General features: G+C 72.5%; 14 protein-coding genes and 1 tRNA gene. 6 read left to right on the top strand and 9 right to left on the bottom strand.

Going from position 1 to position 17,212, the window contains the following annotated elements; genetic code table 11:
* Positions 1-156: 156 nt before the first annotated feature.
* Positions 157-933 carry a DUF4184 family protein gene (locus ABT053_RS41565; RefSeq protein WP_350977311.1) on the bottom strand — a complete coding sequence of 259 codons (777 nt, stop codon included), beginning with the start codon at positions 931-933 and terminating at the stop codon, positions 157-159.
* A gap of 448 nt (positions 934-1,381) precedes the next feature.
* Here ABT053_RS41565 and ybiA point away from each other — a divergent pair, with 448 nt between their 5' ends.
* From ybiA to ABT053_RS41545, 4 genes are all read left to right on the top strand, one after another.
* A complete protein-coding gene (gene ybiA, locus ABT053_RS41560; protein ID WP_350977309.1) occupies positions 1,382-1,954 on the top strand; it encodes a riboflavin biosynthesis intermediates N-glycosidase in 573 nt (190 codons plus the stop codon).
* Positions 1,955-2,399: 445 nt separating this feature from the next.
* Complete coding sequence (locus ABT053_RS41555) at positions 2,400-3,167, top strand: sulfite exporter TauE/SafE family protein (protein WP_350977308.1); 768 nt, start codon at positions 2,400-2,402, stop codon at positions 3,165-3,167.
* A gap of 282 nt (positions 3,168-3,449) precedes the next feature.
* The gene (locus ABT053_RS41550) at positions 3,450-4,349 is read left to right on the top strand and encodes an ABC transporter ATP-binding protein (protein WP_350977342.1); all 900 of its coding nucleotides are present in this window, start codon (positions 3,450-3,452) and stop codon (positions 4,347-4,349) included.
* Positions 4,346-5,119 (top strand): ABC transporter permease, encoded by a 774-nt coding sequence (locus ABT053_RS41545; protein ID WP_350977307.1) that lies wholly within the window; start codon positions 4,346-4,348, stop codon positions 5,117-5,119. The genes ABT053_RS41550 and ABT053_RS41545 overlap by 4 nt, the downstream gene beginning before the upstream one ends.
* Positions 5,120-5,234: 115 nt before the next feature.
* Here the strand turns inward: ABT053_RS41545 and ABT053_RS41540 are convergent.
* Positions 5,235-5,308: transfer RNA gene (locus ABT053_RS41540), tRNA-Ile, on the bottom strand.
* 161 nt (positions 5,309-5,469) lie between these two features.
* Here ABT053_RS41540 and galK point away from each other — a divergent pair.
* A complete protein-coding gene (galK, locus tag ABT053_RS41535) occupies positions 5,470-6,588 on the top strand; it encodes a galactokinase (RefSeq protein ID WP_350977306.1) in 1,119 nt (372 codons plus the stop codon).
* Here galK and ABT053_RS41530 read toward each other — a convergent pair.
* Positions 6,580-7,251: a MarR family winged helix-turn-helix transcriptional regulator gene (locus tag ABT053_RS41530; protein ID WP_350977304.1), complete on the bottom strand. Its 672-nt coding sequence runs from the start codon at positions 7,249-7,251 to the stop codon at positions 6,580-6,582. The two genes, galK and ABT053_RS41530, sit on opposite strands and share 9 nt — an antisense overlap.
* A gap of 345 nt (positions 7,252-7,596) precedes the next feature.
* Here ABT053_RS41530 and ABT053_RS41525 point away from each other — a divergent pair, with 345 nt between their 5' ends.
* Entirely contained in the window at positions 7,597-9,063 is a 1,467-nt protein-coding gene (locus tag ABT053_RS41525; RefSeq protein ID WP_350977302.1) for an MFS transporter, read from the top strand.
* Here ABT053_RS41525 and ABT053_RS41520 read toward each other — a convergent pair.
* The 6 genes from ABT053_RS41520 to ABT053_RS41495 all read right to left on the bottom strand — a co-directional run bounded on the left by ABT053_RS41520 (position 9,009) and on the right by ABT053_RS41495 (position 17,207).
* The gene (locus ABT053_RS41520) at positions 9,009-10,817 is read right to left on the bottom strand and encodes a dipeptide ABC transporter ATP-binding protein (RefSeq protein ID WP_350977300.1); all 1,809 of its coding nucleotides are present in this window, start codon (positions 10,815-10,817) and stop codon (positions 9,009-9,011) included. The two genes, ABT053_RS41525 and ABT053_RS41520, sit on opposite strands and share 55 nt — an antisense overlap.
* Positions 10,814-11,770 (bottom strand): ABC transporter permease, encoded by a 957-nt coding sequence (locus ABT053_RS41515; protein ID WP_350977297.1) that lies wholly within the window; start codon positions 11,768-11,770, stop codon positions 10,814-10,816. The genes ABT053_RS41520 and ABT053_RS41515 overlap by 4 nt, the downstream gene beginning before the upstream one ends.
* A gap of 46 nt (positions 11,771-11,816) precedes the next feature.
* Entirely contained in the window at positions 11,817-12,788 is a 972-nt protein-coding gene (locus tag ABT053_RS41510; protein WP_350977295.1) for an ABC transporter permease, read from the bottom strand.
* Positions 12,785-14,434, bottom strand: coding sequence for an ABC transporter substrate-binding protein (locus ABT053_RS41505; RefSeq protein ID WP_350977292.1), 1,650 nt, complete (start codon positions 14,432-14,434; stop codon positions 12,785-12,787). The genes ABT053_RS41510 and ABT053_RS41505 overlap by 4 nt, the downstream gene beginning before the upstream one ends.
* 83 nt (positions 14,435-14,517) lie before the next feature.
* Positions 14,518-16,275, bottom strand: coding sequence for an FAD/NAD(P)-binding protein (locus ABT053_RS41500; protein ID WP_350977290.1), 1,758 nt, complete (start codon positions 16,273-16,275; stop codon positions 14,518-14,520).
* Positions 16,272-17,207 carry a glutathione S-transferase C-terminal domain-containing protein gene (locus tag ABT053_RS41495; RefSeq protein WP_350977289.1) on the bottom strand — a complete coding sequence of 312 codons (936 nt, stop codon included), beginning with the start codon at positions 17,205-17,207 and terminating at the stop codon, positions 16,272-16,274. Before ABT053_RS41495 ends, ABT053_RS41500 begins: the two co-directional genes overlap by 4 nt.
* Positions 17,208-17,212 lie beyond the last annotated feature (5 nt).

The following is a 17,212-nucleotide window of genomic DNA, read 5'->3' as shown; positions in this document are numbered from 1 at the left end:
GGTCGCGACGCCCGGCTCACCGGTGACCGCGCCCCGGCCGTCCCGGTCGTCCCGGTCGTCCCGGTCGCCCCGGTCGTTCAGGTCGCCGGGGTTGTCCCAGTCGGCTCGGTCACGGTCACCTCGGCCGTTCCAGTCATCCCGGTCGTTCCGGGGGCGTCAACGAGCGTGATCCTCGATTCGATCCGCCCGGGGCGTGTCCCGCCGGGAGCGCCCCACCGACCACGCGTGCCACACGACTACGTAACCGGCCAGGACGGCGCCGCCCCCGATCATCCCGCCCAGGATCACGCAGCGCACCAGGTCGTACACGCTCACCGCGGCACGGTCACCGGTCCCCAGCACGGCCGCGCCGACGCCCGCGGCGGCCACCCCCGCGACGAGGACCCGGCCGCGCCATCGTCCCGGCACGCCCGGCCGACGCCCCGGCCGTACGGCGGCGCGCCGGTACCACAGGGCGAACCAGCAGGCCAGGACCACGAGCCCGCCCAGCGAACTGACGTACATCACCACGTTGAACACCCGGTGCGCCCCGACGACCGAGGCGCGCATCGCCGGCCAGTGCACCACGGCGAAGCCTCCCACCTGGGTGAACCCGTCCCACACCAGATGCGTGGCGACGCCGGTCAGCAGCGCCGCCGCCACCGCGACCCCGCGCCCGTACGGCGCCCGATCGGGCAGCCTCGCGCGCAACCCGTCCGGGGCGAGCGCCGTCAACGGCGCGCGCAGCAACAGGTCGAAGACGACGAGCACCATCACTCCCAGGAGGAGATCCACCAGCAGCGCGCCCGGCCAGCCGTGGGTGATCCTCGACGAGAAGGGCAGCGGCAGGTAGTACGGCAGGTCGGGCACCATCGTGCCGACCGCCAGCGCCGAAGGGGGCAACCACCGTCGCAGCGGCAGGATCGCGACGGTGTGGCTCAGGGTGAAGGGCACGCCCCATTATCGACACCATCGACGCGAACGGTGATCATGCGGAAGAACCGGCCGTTCCACGACCGGTGCCGAGCCCCTCCGCACGGGTACCCGGCACAACCGGCTGGCCACGACCGCCGACGACGAGCACGTCAAGGAGCCCGCGCCCATGTCCTTCTCCGTCTGCCGTGCCCGCGTCCGTCGGGTGCCGGGACACTCGTCGTCCGTGACCGTGAAAGCACATCGGCGGATCGGGTGATGAAGAGCGATCGCCCATCGCGTCCGAAGGATTGCACATGACGGGAAGACCATCGTGACCACGATGTCCGCCTCTCGTGATGGACACCGTGGTTCCCGCCAAGCCGGACCGGTCCGCTCCCGGACCGAGATCCCGGACCGATCCCGGACCGATCCGGTCCGTCCGGTAACCCGGTGGCCGTCCGGCGGCCACCCGTGGCACGGTGTACGGGTGTCCGATCTCATCAGAGCGCCCCGCTCGGTCGCCGAGGCCGTCGCCGCCGAGCGAGAAGGCGAGCGGCTGCGTTACCTGTTCTTCTGGGGCCACCGGCCGCCGCGTGACGGCGGGGTCGGCGCCGGATGCCTCAGCCAGTGGTGGGAGGTCGACTTCACCGCGGAGGGGCACGTCTTCCGGTCGGCGGAGCACTACATGATGGCGCACAAGGCGTGGCTGTTCGGCGACGACGAGACCGCCGGGCGGATCCTCGCCGCCGAGCACCCCGGCGAGGTGAAGAAACTCGGCCGCGAGGTCCGCGGCTTCGACAGCGCCGGGTGGGACGAGCATCGCTACGAGATCGTGGTACGCGGCAACGTCGCCAAGTTCGGCGAGCACCCCGAGCTGAGGGACTTCCTGCTCGGCACCCGCTCCCGCGTCCTGGTCGAGGCCAGTCCCGTCGACCGGATCTGGGGCATCGGCCTCGCCGCCGACGACGAACGCGCCGCCTCCCCCACCACGTGGCGAGGCCTGAACCTCCTCGGCTTCGCCCTCATGGACGCCCGCGACACCCTGAGCGCCACACAGTGAACGAACGCCGCGCCCCCTCGATCGAGGCGGAGCCCGGTGACGCGAGCAATCGAACATCGAACGGCGCCCGGTGCCACGAGCACCGGGCCGTCCCGCGCCCCCACGTCTCCGGCACCACGTCCCACCCCCCACGTCTCCGGCCCGCGCGGTACGGCTCAGCCACCCCGAAACCCTCGGAGGCCCCTGTCTCCAGCGAGATTCCTTCGTTGAAGGTCGCCTGACCCTGCCGAGCCGGGACACTTCGCCGGGCGCCGAAGTGTTTCCGGTCTAGCGTCGGCCCCGTGAAACCCTCGCCGGACACCGGCCGTCAGACGGAATCGTCCTCACGCGTTGCCTCACCGGGCACGAGCACGAGCACGAGCACGGGCCGTCAGACCGGATCACCCCCGCGCGTCACCTCGCCGGACACGGGCACGGGCGCCGGTTCCGCGAGGGAGGAGACGGAGTGACGCCGTGGGAGATGCTCGCCGTCTTCGCGGCGGGTGTCAGTGCCGGAGCCGTCAACACCGTCGTCGGCTCCGGCTCGCTGATCACCTTTCCCGTACTGCTCGCCACCGGCATGCCGCCCGTCACGGCCGCGGTCTCCAACACCCTCGGCCTGATCCCCGGCTCCGTCAGCGGGGCCGTCGGTTACCGCGCGGAGCTCGCCGGCCAGGGCCGGCGCATCCTCAGGATGAGCGCCGGCGCCCTGCTGGGTGGCCTCACGGGTGCCGCGCTTCTGCTGGCCCTGCCCGCCGCGGCGTTCGAGAGGATCGTGCCGGCCCTGGTGGGCCTCGCCCTCGTACTGATCGTCTTCCAGCCCCGGATCGCCGGGAGCGTGCGGCGGCGCCGCGAGCGCACCGGCGCCGCCGCCCACCCCGACGGCGGCCCGCTGCTCCTCACCGGACTGACACTCGCCAGCGTCTACGGCGGCTACTTCTCCGCCGCCCAGGGCATCGTCTACATGTCCCTGATGGGCATGCTCCTCGACGAGACCCTGCAACGCCTCAACGCCGTCAGGAACGTCCTCGTCGCCGTCGTCAACACCGCCGCCGCGCTCTTCTTCCTCTTCTCCGCGGACTTCGACCGGACGGCCGTCGCGCTCATCGCGGCCGGTTCCGCCCTCGGCGGCTCGGCCGGGGCCAGGGTGGGCCGCCGGCTCAGTCCCACGGTGCTGCGCGCCCTCATCGTGGCGGTCGGCACCGTCGCCGTCGTCCAGTTGCTGCGCCCCTGACCTCCTGCATCGCACGATCTCCGCCCCGCGCCGATTCCCGGCGTCCGTCATCGAGGGGCGGCGGCCCGACGCGTCACCGTGACGGCGTTCCCCACCTGGAACGCGGGATCGTGGCGGGCTTCCGTCCGGATGCGGAACTCCAGGAGACCGGGCTCACCTTCCGCCCTATGCTCAATCCCTTCGCCGTGCTCCACTGTGTCCACGTACGGGCTGGAAGGGCTGGACACGGCGGGCGGGGCGGGAACCTCTTGATCGGGAAACACGCACGAGAGGCACGTGAACGTGATCCAGATAGACGGGCTGACGAAGCGCTTCGGCGACAGGACGGCCGTGGACGGCCTGACGTTCACCGTCGAGTCCGGCCGGGTCACCGGCTTTCTCGGCCCGAACGGGGCAGGAAAGTCGACGACCATGAGGATGATCCTCGGCCTCGACGCCCCGGACGCCGGGAGCGTGACGGTGAACGGCCACGGCTACGTGGGCGTGGCCAGGCCCATGCGTGAGGTGGGCGCCCTGCTGGACGCCCGAGCGCTGCACCCGGGGCGTACGGCACGCAACCACCTGCTCTGCCTCGCCCAGACCAACGGCATCCCGGGCGACCGGGTGGACGAGGTGCTGGAGCTGGTCGGGCTGGAATCGGTGGCGCGCAAACGGGCCGGGTCCTTCTCCCTGGGCATGGGCCAGCGGCTCGGGATCGCGGTGGCGCTCCTCGGCGACCCGAGGGTGCTGCTGTTCGACGAACCGGTCAACGGCCTGGATCCCGAGGGCATCAAGTGGATCCGCGAGCTGATGCGCGGGCTCGCCGGCGAGGGCCGCACCGTCCTGGTCTCCAGTCATCTGATGAGCGAGATGGCGCAGACCGCCGACCATCTCGTCGTCATCGGCAGGGGGCGGCTGATCGCGGACATCGGGATCGGCGAATTCGTCCGGCAGGGCTCCAACGTGCTGGTGCGGACGGACGACAAGGACAGGTTCGTCCCCCACCTGGTCGAGGCGGGCGGCTCCGTACAGGAAGGGACCGACGGCTCCCTCGTCGTCACCGGGCTGGAGGCGAGACGCATCGGCGAGGCCGCGCTGGCCGCCGAGGTCGTGCTGACGGAACTGACACCGCAACGCTCATTGGAGCAGGCTTACATGGATCTGACCCGCGACAGCGTCGAGTTCCAGGCGAGTACGGCATGAGCGCCGTCGCGGACACGATGCGGTCGGAATGGACCAAGTTCCGGACGATCCCGTCCAACGTCCCCATCCTGCTGGCGACCGTCGCCGTCATGGCGGGCGCGGGCGCGCTCACCGCCAACGGCGCGGCCAAGGGCTACCGGGAGGCGGGAGCGGCGTTCGACCCCACCTACATCAGCATGTACGGCGGGTTCCTGTTCGTCCAGATCGCCGTGGGCGCGCTCGGCGTGCTGGTGGTGTCCTCCGAGTACGCCACCGGGATGATCCGCACGAGCCTGACCGTGGTCCCGAGGCGAGGACGGCTGCTCGCCGCCAAGATCTGGACGTTCGGCCTGATCGCCCTGGTGGCGGGGGAGATCGCCGCCTTCGGCGCGTTCCTCGTCGGCCAGCGCGTGATCGGCGCCGCCGGTGCCCCGTCCGCCGCGCTCGGCCAGCCCGGCGTCCTGCGCGCGGTCGTCGGGATGGGGCTGGTCTGGGTCCTGGTGGGGCTCACCGGCGTGGCGCTCGGCTGCCTGCTGCGCGACACGATGGCCGCCACGACCGTGGTGGTGGCCGTCAACTTCATCATCCCCATCATCGGTCCCAGGCTCATGCCCGAGGCCGTCGGAGCCTGGGTGACCACGTACTGGCCGATCGCGGCCGGACTCCAGGTCACCACCACCGTCCACCACGCGGAGCGGCTCGCCCCCTGGACGGGACTCGGCCTGATGGCCGCCTTCACCGCCGTCCTGCTAACCGTGTCCTTCGCGGTGTTCCGCTCCCGAGACGCCTGACGACGGCAGCGGTCACGCCCCCGGGCCGCCTCACCCGCGGGCGCCCGGACACGAAGAAAGCGCCCTCGACCGCGAACACGCAGACCAAGGGCGCTTTTCGTGTGATCGGCGGGGGTAGGGCGGGCGGGACTCGAACCCGCGACCCAGGGATTATGAGTCCCCTGCTCTAACCGGCTGAGCTACCGCCCCTCGCGCACGCCGTACGCGGCATTCAACCAAACGTAGACGCTGTTCGCACACCTGCCGGGCGGGACGGGTTCAAGATGTGACCTTCGGCGGGATCGGGGGCGGAAACCGGCTCCGGCGGACTCGCTACCCTACTGGGGAACCTTGTTGAGGAGTGTTGGATCATGCGCGTTGTTGAAGCTTTCAGGGACTCGTACGGCATGGAACCGGCCGGGGTATGGCATGCTCCGGGACGGGTCAACCTGATCGGGGAGCATACCGACTACAACGACGGGTTCGTTCTGCCGTTCGCGCTGCCGTGGGGGGTGAGCGCGGCGGTGTCGCCGCGCGAGGACGGGGTGCTCAGGCTGCGGTCGCTGCAGGCGGGTGAGCCGGTGACGCTGGCGACGCCCGGCGAGGCCGAGGGCTGGGCCCGCTACGTGGCCGGGGTGTTCTGGGCTCTTCGCCAAGGGGGGCAGCGGGTCGGCGGTGCGGACGTGGTGATCGACGGGGACGTGCCCCGGGGGGCGGGACTGTCGTCGAGCGCGGCGCTGGAGGTGGTCGTCGGCACGGCGCTGAACGAGCTGTACGGGCTCGGCCTGACCAAGATGGAGATCGCCCTCGCCGCGCAGAGGGCCGAGAACGACTTCGTGGGCATGCCGTGCGGGATCATGGACCAGGCCGCCTCGGCCCTCGGCGAGGAGGGGAAGGCGCTGTTCATGGACTGCCGGAGCCTCGGGACCAGGAACATCCCGTTCGACCTGGCGAGTCACGGTCTGCAGCTGCTGATCATCAACACCGGGGTGCGCCACGAGCTCGCCGACGGGCAGTACGCCCGCCGTCGCGAGGACTGCGAGAACGCCGCCGAGCGCCTGGGGGTCGACGCGCTGCGCGACGTCACGGACCTGGCGGGCGCCCTCGCGAAGCTGAGCGGCGACGAGCGCAGGCGCACCCAGCATGTGGTGACGGAGAACCACCGGGTCGAGGCGGTGATCGGGCTGCTGCGGGCCGGGGCGGTACGGGAGATCGGGTCGCTGCTGAACGCCTCCCACCTGTCGCTGCGCGACCAGTTCGAGGTGTCCTGCGCCGAACTGGACGTGGCCGTGGAGTCGGCGGTCAGGGGCGGGGCGCGAGGGGCGCGGATGACCGGGGGCGGGTTCGGCGGGTCGGCGATCGCGCTGGTCGCCGACGACCGGGTGGAGTCCGTACGGGAGTCGGTGACCGGGGCCTACGCCGAGCGCGGCTGGGCCGCCCCGGAGATCTACCCGGCGACCCCGGCCGCAGGAGCCCGCCGGCTACTCTGACCGCCCCTCCCCGGCCCTCGAACTCGAACCCGAGGCCGAATCCAAGGTCGGGGCCGATGCCGGGGCCGGGGTCGGGGCCGGGGTCGGGGCCGGGGTCGGGGCCGGGGTCGGGGCCGGGGTCGGGGCCGGGGCCGGGGCGGACGGCCAGTCGGGCATCAGCGGTGACCCGTCTCGCTCCACGGCGTGGACCAACCGGCGCAGGAGATCGTCGAGGACCTCGCGCTCGCCGGGGTCGAGCGGGCTGAGCACTTCCCGCTCCGAGAGGTCGCCCAGGTCCATGCGCTCCTGCCAGACGGCACGCCCGGCGGGGGTCAGCGCGACGAGCAGGCGGCGGCGGTCGCCGGGGTCGTGCACCCGGTCGACGTATCCGGCCTGCTCCAGCCGGTCGAGCCGGTTGGTCAGCGTGGCCGGGTGGGTGTCGAGCCATCCGGCCAGCAGCGAAGGGGTCACCCGGTAGGGTGGCCCGGCCGCGACCAGGTGGTGCAGGACGTCGAACTCCCAGGGCTTGAGTCCTCCCGCGGTCAGCCAGGCCTCCTTGTTCCGCTTGAGCAGCCGCACGAGCATCTGCATGCGCGTGATGATCCCCTCGATCTGCGGGTCGAGGTCGGACAGCTCCCGGGACCAGTGCGCGATGTGCCGGTCGATGGAATCAGGCTCTGGCATGCCCAAAGGGTAACGCCGCCCTCCACCGGCCCGGCCTTGACGCCCTTTCACCAGGCCACACTCGGCGCCCTCCGCCAGATCGCACTCGGTGTTCTCTCCATCAGGCCACCCGCAAGGCTCTCCGCCCAGTCATCCACAACACTCTCCACCCGGTCACCCTCGACGCTCCCCGTCAGGCCGCCCTCGGCGCCCTCCGCCAGCTCACCCCCAAGGCTTCCCACCACACCACCTTCAAGACCCTCCACCACGCCACCCTCGGCGCTTCACCAGGCCACCCTTGACGCGTCCCATCAGGCCACCCTTAATACGGATGCATATATTATTATTTCGTAGTACTTTTCACTCATGCCCCCTCCATCCGGCCTCTGGGCCCCCCTGCGAGACCCCCGCTTCCGTCTGTTGTGGGCCGGTCAGGCCCTGTCGTACATCGGTGACTCCATCACCGCCGTGGCCCTCGCGCTCGCGATCGTCACCGCGACCGGCTCGGCCACCGACCTCGGGGTGGTCCTGGCCGCCCAGTCGATCGCCATGGTGGCGCTGATGCTGCCCGGCGGCGTGTGGGCCGACCGGCTCCCGCGCCGTCGCGTGATGATGGGCGCCGACGTGGTGCGCGGGCTCGCCCACGCCGTCATGGGCGTCGAGCTGGTCACCGGCACGGTCGACATCGTCCACCTGGCGGTGCTGGCGGCCGTCTCGGGGGCCGGTTCGGCGTTCTTCCTGCCCGCCACGACCGGCCTGGTCCCCGCCACCGTCGCGGCGGAGCACCTTCCCCGGGCCAACGCGCTCATGGCGATCGCCCAGCGCGGGTCCGTGCTGCTCGGCCCGGGGATCGCCACCGCCCTCGCCCTGACCGCCGGGCCCGGCTGGGCGCTGCTCCTGGACGCCGTGACGTTCGCGGCCAGCGCGGTGCTGCTGGGCCGGCTCCGGCTCGCGCCGATCCCGCCCGCGCCGCGCGAGCGGTTCGTCAGGCAGCTGGCCGAGGGCTGGGCGCAGCTGCGCCGTCACCGGTGGTACTGGACGAACCTCGTCGGCCACTCCATGTGGAACCTCAGCCGCTGCGCCCTGATCACGGTCGGCCCCGTGATCGCCGTCACGACCCTCGGTGGCGAGCTCGCCTGGGGCACGATCGTGCAGGGCGGCACGGTCGGCGCCCTGTGCGGCGCGCTGCTGGCGCTGCGGGCGAGACCGCGAAAGCCCCTGGTCGCGGCGAACCTCGCGCTCACGCTCGGCGCGCTGCCGCTGGTCCTGCTCGCCGCCGAGGCGCCCGCGCTGATCGTCGCGGCGGCCTACGGGCTGATGACCGGCGGCCTGGCGTTCATGGCCCCGCTGTGGGAGACCGCCGTGCAGGAGCACATCCCGGCCGAGGCGATCTCACGGGTGTCCGCGTACGACTGGCTGCTCTCCCTCGGGCTCACCCCCCTCGGCATGGCCCTGGCCGGGCCGCTGGCCGGAGCGGTGGGCACCGCCCCCACCCTGTACGGGGCGGCGGCGCTGCTGGCGGTCTCCTGCCTGGGGGTGCTGATCCTGCCCGACATCCGCGGCCTCCGCCAAGGCTCGCCCGACATCCGCGGCCTCCGCCAGGGCTCGCCCGACACCAGCGACGCGCACCAGGGCTCGCCCGACACTCGCGGCCCGCGTCAGGACCCGGCTGACACCAGCGACCTCCGTCAGGACCCGGCCGACACTCGCAGCCTGCGTCAGGACCCGGCCGACACCAGCGGCCCCCCTCAGGGCCCGGCCGACCAGGACCCGGCCGGTCAGGGCTCGGCCGACACCAGCTTGGGCACCGCGCCGAGCAGCTCGCGGGTGTAGTCGTGCCGGGGCAGGAAGAACACCTCGTCCACGTGCCCCTCCTCCACGACCTGTCCTCCGCGCATGACCAGCACCCGGTCGGCGACGTGGTGGACCACCCCGAGGTCGTGGGAGATGAAGATCAGCGCGGTCCCGTAGGCGGCCTGGATCTCCGCGAGCAGGTCGAGCACCTGCGCCTGGATCGACACGTCCAGCGCGGAGACCGGCTCGTCGCAGACGAGCACGTCGGGCCGGGTGGCGAGGGCCCTGGCGATGGCCACCCGCTGGCGCTGGCCGCCGGACAGGCGCCGGGGGTGCCGTCCGGCGACGTCCGCGGGGAGACCGACCCGGTGCAGCAGCTCGGCCACCCGGTCGGCGAGGACGCCGCGCGAGGAGCCGCGCCGGAAGGGGGCGGCCCGCGAGAATCCGCTCTCGGAGGAGAGCCCGCGCGCGACTTCACTCTCGGGAGAGACACTTCGCGGGAAACTCTCGGAAGAGACGCTTCGCGGGAAGCCGCTCTCGGAGGAGACGTCTCTCAAAAAGTCGTCTCCGGAAGAGCCACCGCGCGAGGAACCGTTCCCGGAAGAGGAGCCGCGGAGAGGCTCGGCCACCAGGCGGCCCACCGTGTAGCGGGGGTCGAAGGAGTCGAGCGGGTTCTGGGAGATCACCTGGATCCGGGACCTGCGGGAACGCCTCCGGCGCTCGCGGATCCCCGACCAGGGCTCGCCGCCCAGCCGGACCTCCCCCGAGGCGGGTTCGAGCAGGCCGAGGACGAGCCGGGCGACCGTGGTCTTCCCCGAACCCGACTCTCCCACGATGCCGAGCGTCTCGCCGGGGTGGACCTCGAAGGACACGTCGTCGACCACGGTCCGCGAGCCGTACGCGGCCGACAGCCCCGAGACCTCCAGGACCGGCGCGGTGCGGTCCACGGTCCGCTCCGGCAGCGGGGTGCGCAGCGCGATCCCCCCGGCGGCGATGGCCGACAGGCGGGTGCCGCGCGAGGCCGCGGAGGGTACGGCGGCGAGCAGCAGCTTGGTGTAGTCGTGCCGGGGCGCCGACAGCACGCGTCCCGTCGGCCCCTCCTCGACGATCACCCCGTCCTTCATCACCAGTACGCGGTCGGCGACGGCGGAGACCACGGCGAGGTCGTGACTGATCATGAGCAGCGCGGTGCCCTCGTCCTTGCGGGCGGCGAGCAGGCGCAGGATCTGGGCCTGCACGGTGACGTCGAGCGCGGTGGTCGGCTCGTCGGCGATGATCAGCGGCGGGCTCGCGGCGATGGCGGAGGCGATCAGGGCGCGCTGGCGCAGCCCCCCGGACAGCTGGTGGGCGTACTGCCGGGCCCGCACCTCGGGTTCCGGCACCCCGACCGCCTCCAGCAGCTCGATCACCCTTTCCCCGCGGGCGGCGCGGGGGACGACGTCGTGGATGGTGAGCACCTCGGCGATCTCGTCGCCGACGGTACGGAGGGGGTCGAGCGAGGTCAGCGCGTCCTGGAGCACCAGCCCCGCGAACCGGCCGCGCAGCCGCCGCCAGTCGCGGGCGCCGAACCTGAGCGCGTCCCGGTCGTTCACCTCGAACCGGGAGGCCGTGACCTCGGCGCCCGGACCGGCCAGCCCGACCAGGCTCCTGGCCGTGACGCTCTTGCCCGAGCCCGACTCCCCCACGATCGCCACACACTCGCCCGCCGCGATCGACAGGCTCACTCCCCGTACGGCCCGCACCCCGGCCTTGGGAAAGCCGACCCGCAGGTCCTCGACGTCGATGAGGCTCAACGGTTTCTCCCCTCGAAACGGCGCTGCAGGCGGCGCCCGACGAGCGTCAGGCTGATGACGGTCAGGGTGACGGAGAGGCCCGGGAAGAACACGGTCCACCAGGCGACGCGCAGGTAGTTGCGGGCCTCCGACAGCATCGAGCCCCACTCGGGGCTGGGCGGCTGCGGGCCCATGCCGAGGAAGCTGAGCCCGGAGGTGGCGATGATTGCGGTGCCCATGCCGATCGTGGCGAGCACCGGCAGCGGGCCCAGCACGTTGGGCAGCACGTGGCGGGCGATCAGCACCGGCCTGGCCAGGCCGAAGGTGACCGCCTGTTCGACGTAGCCGGAGCGGCGCACCACGAACGTCTGGGCGCGGATCACCCGCGCGTAGTTGGGGATCTGCGCGATGCCGATCGCGAGGATCACGTTGCCGGTGCCGGGACCGGTGATGGCGATGACCAGCAGGGCGAGCAGCAGTTCGGGGAAGGTCGCGACGACGTCGAACAGGCGGCTGAGCAGCTCGTCGAGGTAGCGGGGGGACAATCCGGCCAGGACGCCCAGCAGGGTACCGACCCCGGCGGCGAGCAGGACGGCGGCGGCGCCGATGCTCAGCGAGTGCCCGGCGCCGTGGACGACGCGCGACAGCACGTCGCGGCCGAGGTGGTCGGTGCCGAACCAGTGCTGGGCGCTCGGCCCGGCGAGCGCGTGCAGCGGGTCGGCGGCCAGCGGGTCGACACCGGTCAGCACGCCGGGCGCCACGGCGGCGACCGCGGCGACCGCCAGGAACAGCAGCGGCGCGACCAGGGGCGCGCTGAAGCCGTACCCGCGCCCGGCCGCGGCGGGGGCGACGGCCGCGACACCGGGCACCTCGGTGATCGTCGTCATCGGCTCCTCCTCAGGCGGTACGGCGACCGCGACGCCACCCGCCCCTTCCAGCACGAAGACGACGGGCGCGACGAACGTGACGAGCACAACAAGCGCAACGGACGCAACGAAGACAACGAGCACGACGGGACCGTCATCGGCTCCTCCTCAGGCGGGGGTCGATCGCGAGGTAGGCGAGGTCGACGATCGTGCTGACCGTCACGTAGGCGAGGGCGGAGATCAGCACGACCGCCATCACGAGGGGCATGTCCTTGCCGGTCACCGCGTTGACGGTGACCTGGCCGAGCCCCGGGCGGCCGAACACGGCCTCCACGATGATCGCGCCGCCGAGCAGGTAGCCGGTGAACCAGCCGGTGAGGGTGACGGCCGGGAGCAGCGCGTGGCGCAGGGCGTGCCGGGCGACGAGCCGCCACTCGGTGATGCCGCGCGAGCGGGCGGTCACCGCGAACGGCTCCTCCAGGGCCCGTTCCAGGCCCTCGCGGAGCACCTGGCCGAGCACCCCGGCGATCTGCAGCCCGAGCGCGAGCCCCGGCAGCACGAGGGAGACGAGCCCCCTGTCCCCGGAGACGGGGAACCAGCCGAGCGTGAAGGAGAAGACGGCGAGCAGCAGGATGCCGATGAGGAACGGCGGGACCGAGACGACGACCAGTTCCGACAGCCCGGCCAGGCCGCCGAGCCAGGAGCGGCGCCCGGCGGTGCTCAGGGCGAGCAGCAGGGCCAGGACGACCCCGAAGAGCGCCGCGGTGAGCGCGAGCTGGACCGTCGGCAGGATCTGGGAGGACAGGATCTCGCCGACGCCGCGCTGCAGGATGTAGGAGTGGCCCAGGTCTCCCTGGAGCAGGCGGAGCAGATAGTCGCCGTACTGCTGGAGCGGGGAGCGGTCCAGCCCCCACTCGGCGATGATCTGCGCCCGCCGCTCGGGGGTGTCGAGGCCGTCGCCGACGAGCACGTCGACCGTGTCGCCGGGGACGAGCATCAGCGCGAGGTAGGCCGCGGTGGCGGCGGCCCAGAGCACGGCGACGCCCGCTCCGAGCCGCCGGACCACCGGGCCGAGCCACCCGGCGGCGGCCAGCCCCCGCCGCCGGGTGAGTGTGAGAGTGCTCACGTCCCTATCCGGACGTCGTAAGCACTGTTGGGAGTGCCGGAGACCGGCTCGAAGGTGATCCCGGTGACCCCGGCGCCGTAGGCGACCTGGTCGGCGGGCACGTAGACCGGGAGCAGGATCGCCTCGTCGGCGACGACGATCCTCTGCGCCTTCGCGTAGAGCTCCTTGCGCTCGGCGAGGTCGGTGGTGACCGACGCGTCGGCGAGCAGCTCGTCCAGCTCGGCGCTCTCGAACTTCGTGCGGTTGATCGCGGCGCCCTTCGCCAGGATCAGGTTGAGCGCCGCCCCGGCGTCGGTGTCGCCGCGCGAGTTCTCGAAGACCTCGTACTCGTTGTCGTCGATGGCCTTCTGCGCGGTGCCCTGGTCCACGATCTTGACCTGGAAGTCGATCCCCGCGCTCTGCTTGACGGCCGCCTGGACGGCCTGGGCGAGGATGTCGCGGCGGTCGCGGACGAACGGCGCGGCGTTGACGGTACGCACGGTGAGCCTCTTGCCGTCCTTGACCCGGAAGCCCTCGGCGTCGCGCTCCTTCCAGCCCGCCTCGTCGAGCAGCCGGTTGGCCCGGACGGGGTCGTTGCCGAAGGTCTTCTCCAGCGAGGGGTCGTAGAACTGCGGGCTGCCCTGGCCGATGACGCTCCAGGCCCGCTTGGCGGTGCCCTGGTAGACGGAGTTGAGCACCGCGTCCACGTCGACGGCGTCGCGGAAGGCCTCGCGGACCCGCTTGTCGTCGAACGGGGGCCGGGAGGTGTTGAAGTAGTAGGAGAACGCGCTCCCGGAGTTGAGGCTGGTCTCCAGCTTCAGCTCGGGGTCGCTCTTGATGAGGCCGATCTCGGTGGCGGGCACGCCCTCGATCACCTGCACCTGCCCGGAGGTGAGCGCGCCGACCCGGACCGCGGCCTCGGGCAGGAAGCGGTACGTGATCTCGGCCAGGTGCGCCGGTCCCTGGTGGGCGGAGCCGGTGGGCGGCCAGTTGTAGGCCGGGTTGCGCTTGTAGTGGACCTCCTGGCCGGGGGTGAACCGGTCGAGGATGAACGGCCCGGTGCCGACCACGTCGACGCCGCCCGCCTTGAGGTCCTTGGCGTTCTTCAGCGACTTCGGGGAGACCTGGCCCGCGTACGGGGAGGAGAGGAAGTCGAGGAACAGTCCGTCGGGGGCCTTCAGCGTGACCTTCAGGGTGTGCGGCGCGGTCGCCTCGGCCCTGTCGAAGTTGCGCAGCTGGATGGCGCTGACCGCGGCGTTGTAGCCGGGCGAGACGAGCTGGTCGAGGTTCGCCTTCACCGAGGCGGCGTCGAACTTCTCGCCGTCGTGGAAGGTGACGTCGTCGCGGAGCTCGAAGGTGTAGGTGAGCCCGTCGTCGGAGACCTTCCAGGAGGTGGCCAGCCACGGCAGGAACTCGCCGTTCCTGCCCCGGGCGATCAGCGCGTCGAACTGGTTGTGGACCAGCAGGCGGGCCTTGTTCTGGCCCCACTGCTGCGGGTTGAAGGTGATCGGCTGCGTCTCCACCGCCCAGACGAGCGACCCGCCGTCACCACCGGCGCCACCGCCTCCCTCTCCTCCGGCCGCCGCGCCCGGGGCCCCGCTCTCGGCTCCGCACGCCGCGAGCGCCAGCACTCCGGCGAGCGCCAGGGCGCCCCATCGCAACTTCACGTTCTTCTCCTCGCGCTTTCCTGTTGCCTGGTTCCGTACTACGGGCTCCGGTACGGCGTACCGGTCGGGTCGGTCGGACCGCTTCATGCGACGTGCCGTCGTATCTGGGTTCCGGCGGCCTCGGACAGCACGATCCGGGCGAGGGCGTCGGCGTGGCGGAAGAGCGGGGCGTTGAGGCGGGGCCTGGCGAAGCCGCCGGTGGCCCGGCCGCCGACGACCCAGGGGCCGAAGGCGAACCTGCGGGGGTGCGGGGTGCCCGACCTGTCGAGCAGGCGGCGGTCGGCGGGCCGTACGTTCACCAGGCCCGACTCCTCGTCGAGCTCGCCCCGGTCGCGGAGCGCGGAGACGAGCGGGTCGACGGCCCGGCTCACGCTGGGCGCGGGCAGCCGCGCCTCGACGAGGGTGGTGGCCGTCACGCCGCCGGGCACGCTGGGGGTCTGTGCCCGCCAGCGCCCGTCGTGGTGGTCGACCTTGACGTTCGCGCCGAGGAAGGTGACCACCCCCGCCCTGGCGAGGGCGCGCAGCTCCTCCAGCCGGGGTCCCGGCGGGCCGCTGGCGACGTAGCTGAAGAACCCGGCGAACCACGGGTCGGAGATGCCCAGCTCGGCGAGGACCCCGTAGGCGGAGAGCAGTCCGAGGATCATCGCGTGGTCGGCGCTGTGCGCGGGGTCGGAGCGTCGCCGCAGGTCGGCGGCGAGATAGCCGTGCATCCACTTCTGCAGCCCGGCCTGGTCGCCGAACCGGATGCCGTCCAGCGGCCGGTCGAGCCGGTCGAAGTCGAGCCGGTCCTGGTGCCGGGGCACGGTCTCGCGGATCAGCTTGCGCATCGCGAGGCTGCGCCACTCCTCTGCGGCGAAGCCCTCCTCGAACTCCGCCCAGCTCCGCTTGACGCGCTTGGGGTGGGCGGTGACGAGCTCGTGGTAGTACGCGAAGGCCAGCTCCTTGGCGACCAGCGGCCACACATCCCGGCGGAAGTCCCACGGCCCCTCGCCCAGCGCCTCGCGGGTGAGGAAGCGCGGCACCGGCGGGCGGGCGCCCGTGAAGGGGTAACCGGTCTTGGAGTGGTACGGCACCCCGCGCCGCGACCCCACGTGCATGTGGGGCTCGCGCCCGCTGGGCAGGTAGACCAGCTCCCCGTCGTACTCGCGGACGAACCGGCCGCCCCGGCCCGAGGTGAGCAGCACCATCAGGTCGACGAAGGCGAGCCCCATCCCCCGCATGATCACCGGCTCTCCGGCGGGGACGCCGTCCAGGTCGAGGTCCGCCGCGTAGCCGGTGGGCAGGTAGCGCAGTCCCCCGCGCTCGGCCAGGCCGGCCAGCGCGCCCTCCTCCCTCGTCGGCGTCACGTCGCCGTGTCCCTGGGCCAGGATCACCGCGTCGGCCTCGATCGTCCGGCCGTCCTCCAGCTTCACCGCCTGCCCGCCGGGGACGTCGGCGAGGTCGACGGCGCGGGCGGCGTGCACGTGCACCCGGACGCCGCGCGGGGCGTTCGCCACCGCGTGCCGGAAGACGTGGGAGAGGTAGCCGTTCTGCGCCGGGCGGGAGGCGAACCTGCCGGGGTCGCCGCCGAGCCACTCGGCCAGCGTGGGCCCGGGGCGGATCGGCCCCTCGCAGCGCACCGACTCGTCGGTGAAGAGCGTCACGTCGGCGGCGGCGGAGTTCATCCAGAGCAGGTCCGGCTGGTCGTGCCGCCAGACGCGCCCGCCGCCCGGCGGGTGGGGGTCGATCACGTGGACGTCCAGCGACGGCCAGCCGAGCAGGTCGGTGGCGTTGGCGCAGATGCGCTCCACCAGGCAGGTGCCCGTCGGGCCGGCGCCGACGACGGCGATCGAGGCGCTCATACGGCGGCTCTGCGGTGCGGCTGGTCCCAGTCGGCATGCAGCGGCTCGACCGGGATCCGCCAGGCGTCGGTCTCGCCCTTCCCGGGGGCGATGACGGTGAAGTCGGTGTTCTCGCGGAAGGCGGGGTGGGCGTACAGGTCCCTGGCGTAGTCCCACAGGTTGGGGAAGGCGGTGAGCGGGCGCTCGCTGATCCTGGCCGCCGGGTTGTCGCTCAGGTCGAAGCGGAGCAGGGTCGGCCAGAGCCGCACGTCCGACTCGGTGATCCCCGAGCCGAACAGGAACCTGCGGTCGGCCAGGCGGTCGTCCAGCTCGTCCAGGAAGGCGACCACGGCCGCGCGCGCCTCGGTGTACGCGGCCTCGGTGGTGGCCGCCGCCACGCGGCCCGCCGCCGTGTTGACGATCTCGTAGATCCTCGTGTTGAGCTCGTCGATCTCCGGCCTGAGCTCCTCCGGGTAGAGGTCGGCGTCGGGGTCGCCGCCGAACCGGGTGGCCAGGTCGATCGTGATATGGGGGAAGTCGTTGCTGACGACGCGGCCGGTCGTCCTGTCCCACAGCACCGGCACCGAGACGTGCCCGTCGAAGCCGGGCTCGGTCACCTCGTACGCCTGCCGCAGGAGGGTGAACCCGTTGACCGGGTCGGCGCCGCGCCGCTCGCGGAAGGCCCATCCGCGCCCGTCGCGCTCGTCGTCGACGTAGGAGAGCGAGACCACGTCCTGGAGTCCCTTGAGGGAGCGCACGATGGCCGCGCGCTGCGCGTACGGACAGACGGCCGCGACGTAGAGGTGGTAGCGGCCCGGCTCCGCGGGGAAGGCCGGTGTGCCGATGCGCCCCTGGAAGGGGTAACGCGGGCCGGGCCTGCCACCGGGCCGGTAGTGGCCGTGGGTGTCGAGGTCGACGGGGCTCGCGTGGTTCAGTGTGCTGGTCTTCGACATGTGGC

It is taken from the genome of Streptosporangium sp. NPDC002524 (genome assembly GCF_040295985.1).
Lineage (GTDB): Bacteria > Actinomycetota > Actinomycetes > Streptosporangiales > Streptosporangiaceae > Streptosporangium.
Note: the sequence above shows the minus strand (reverse complement) of the source record. Positions and strands in the feature narration are given on the sequence as shown.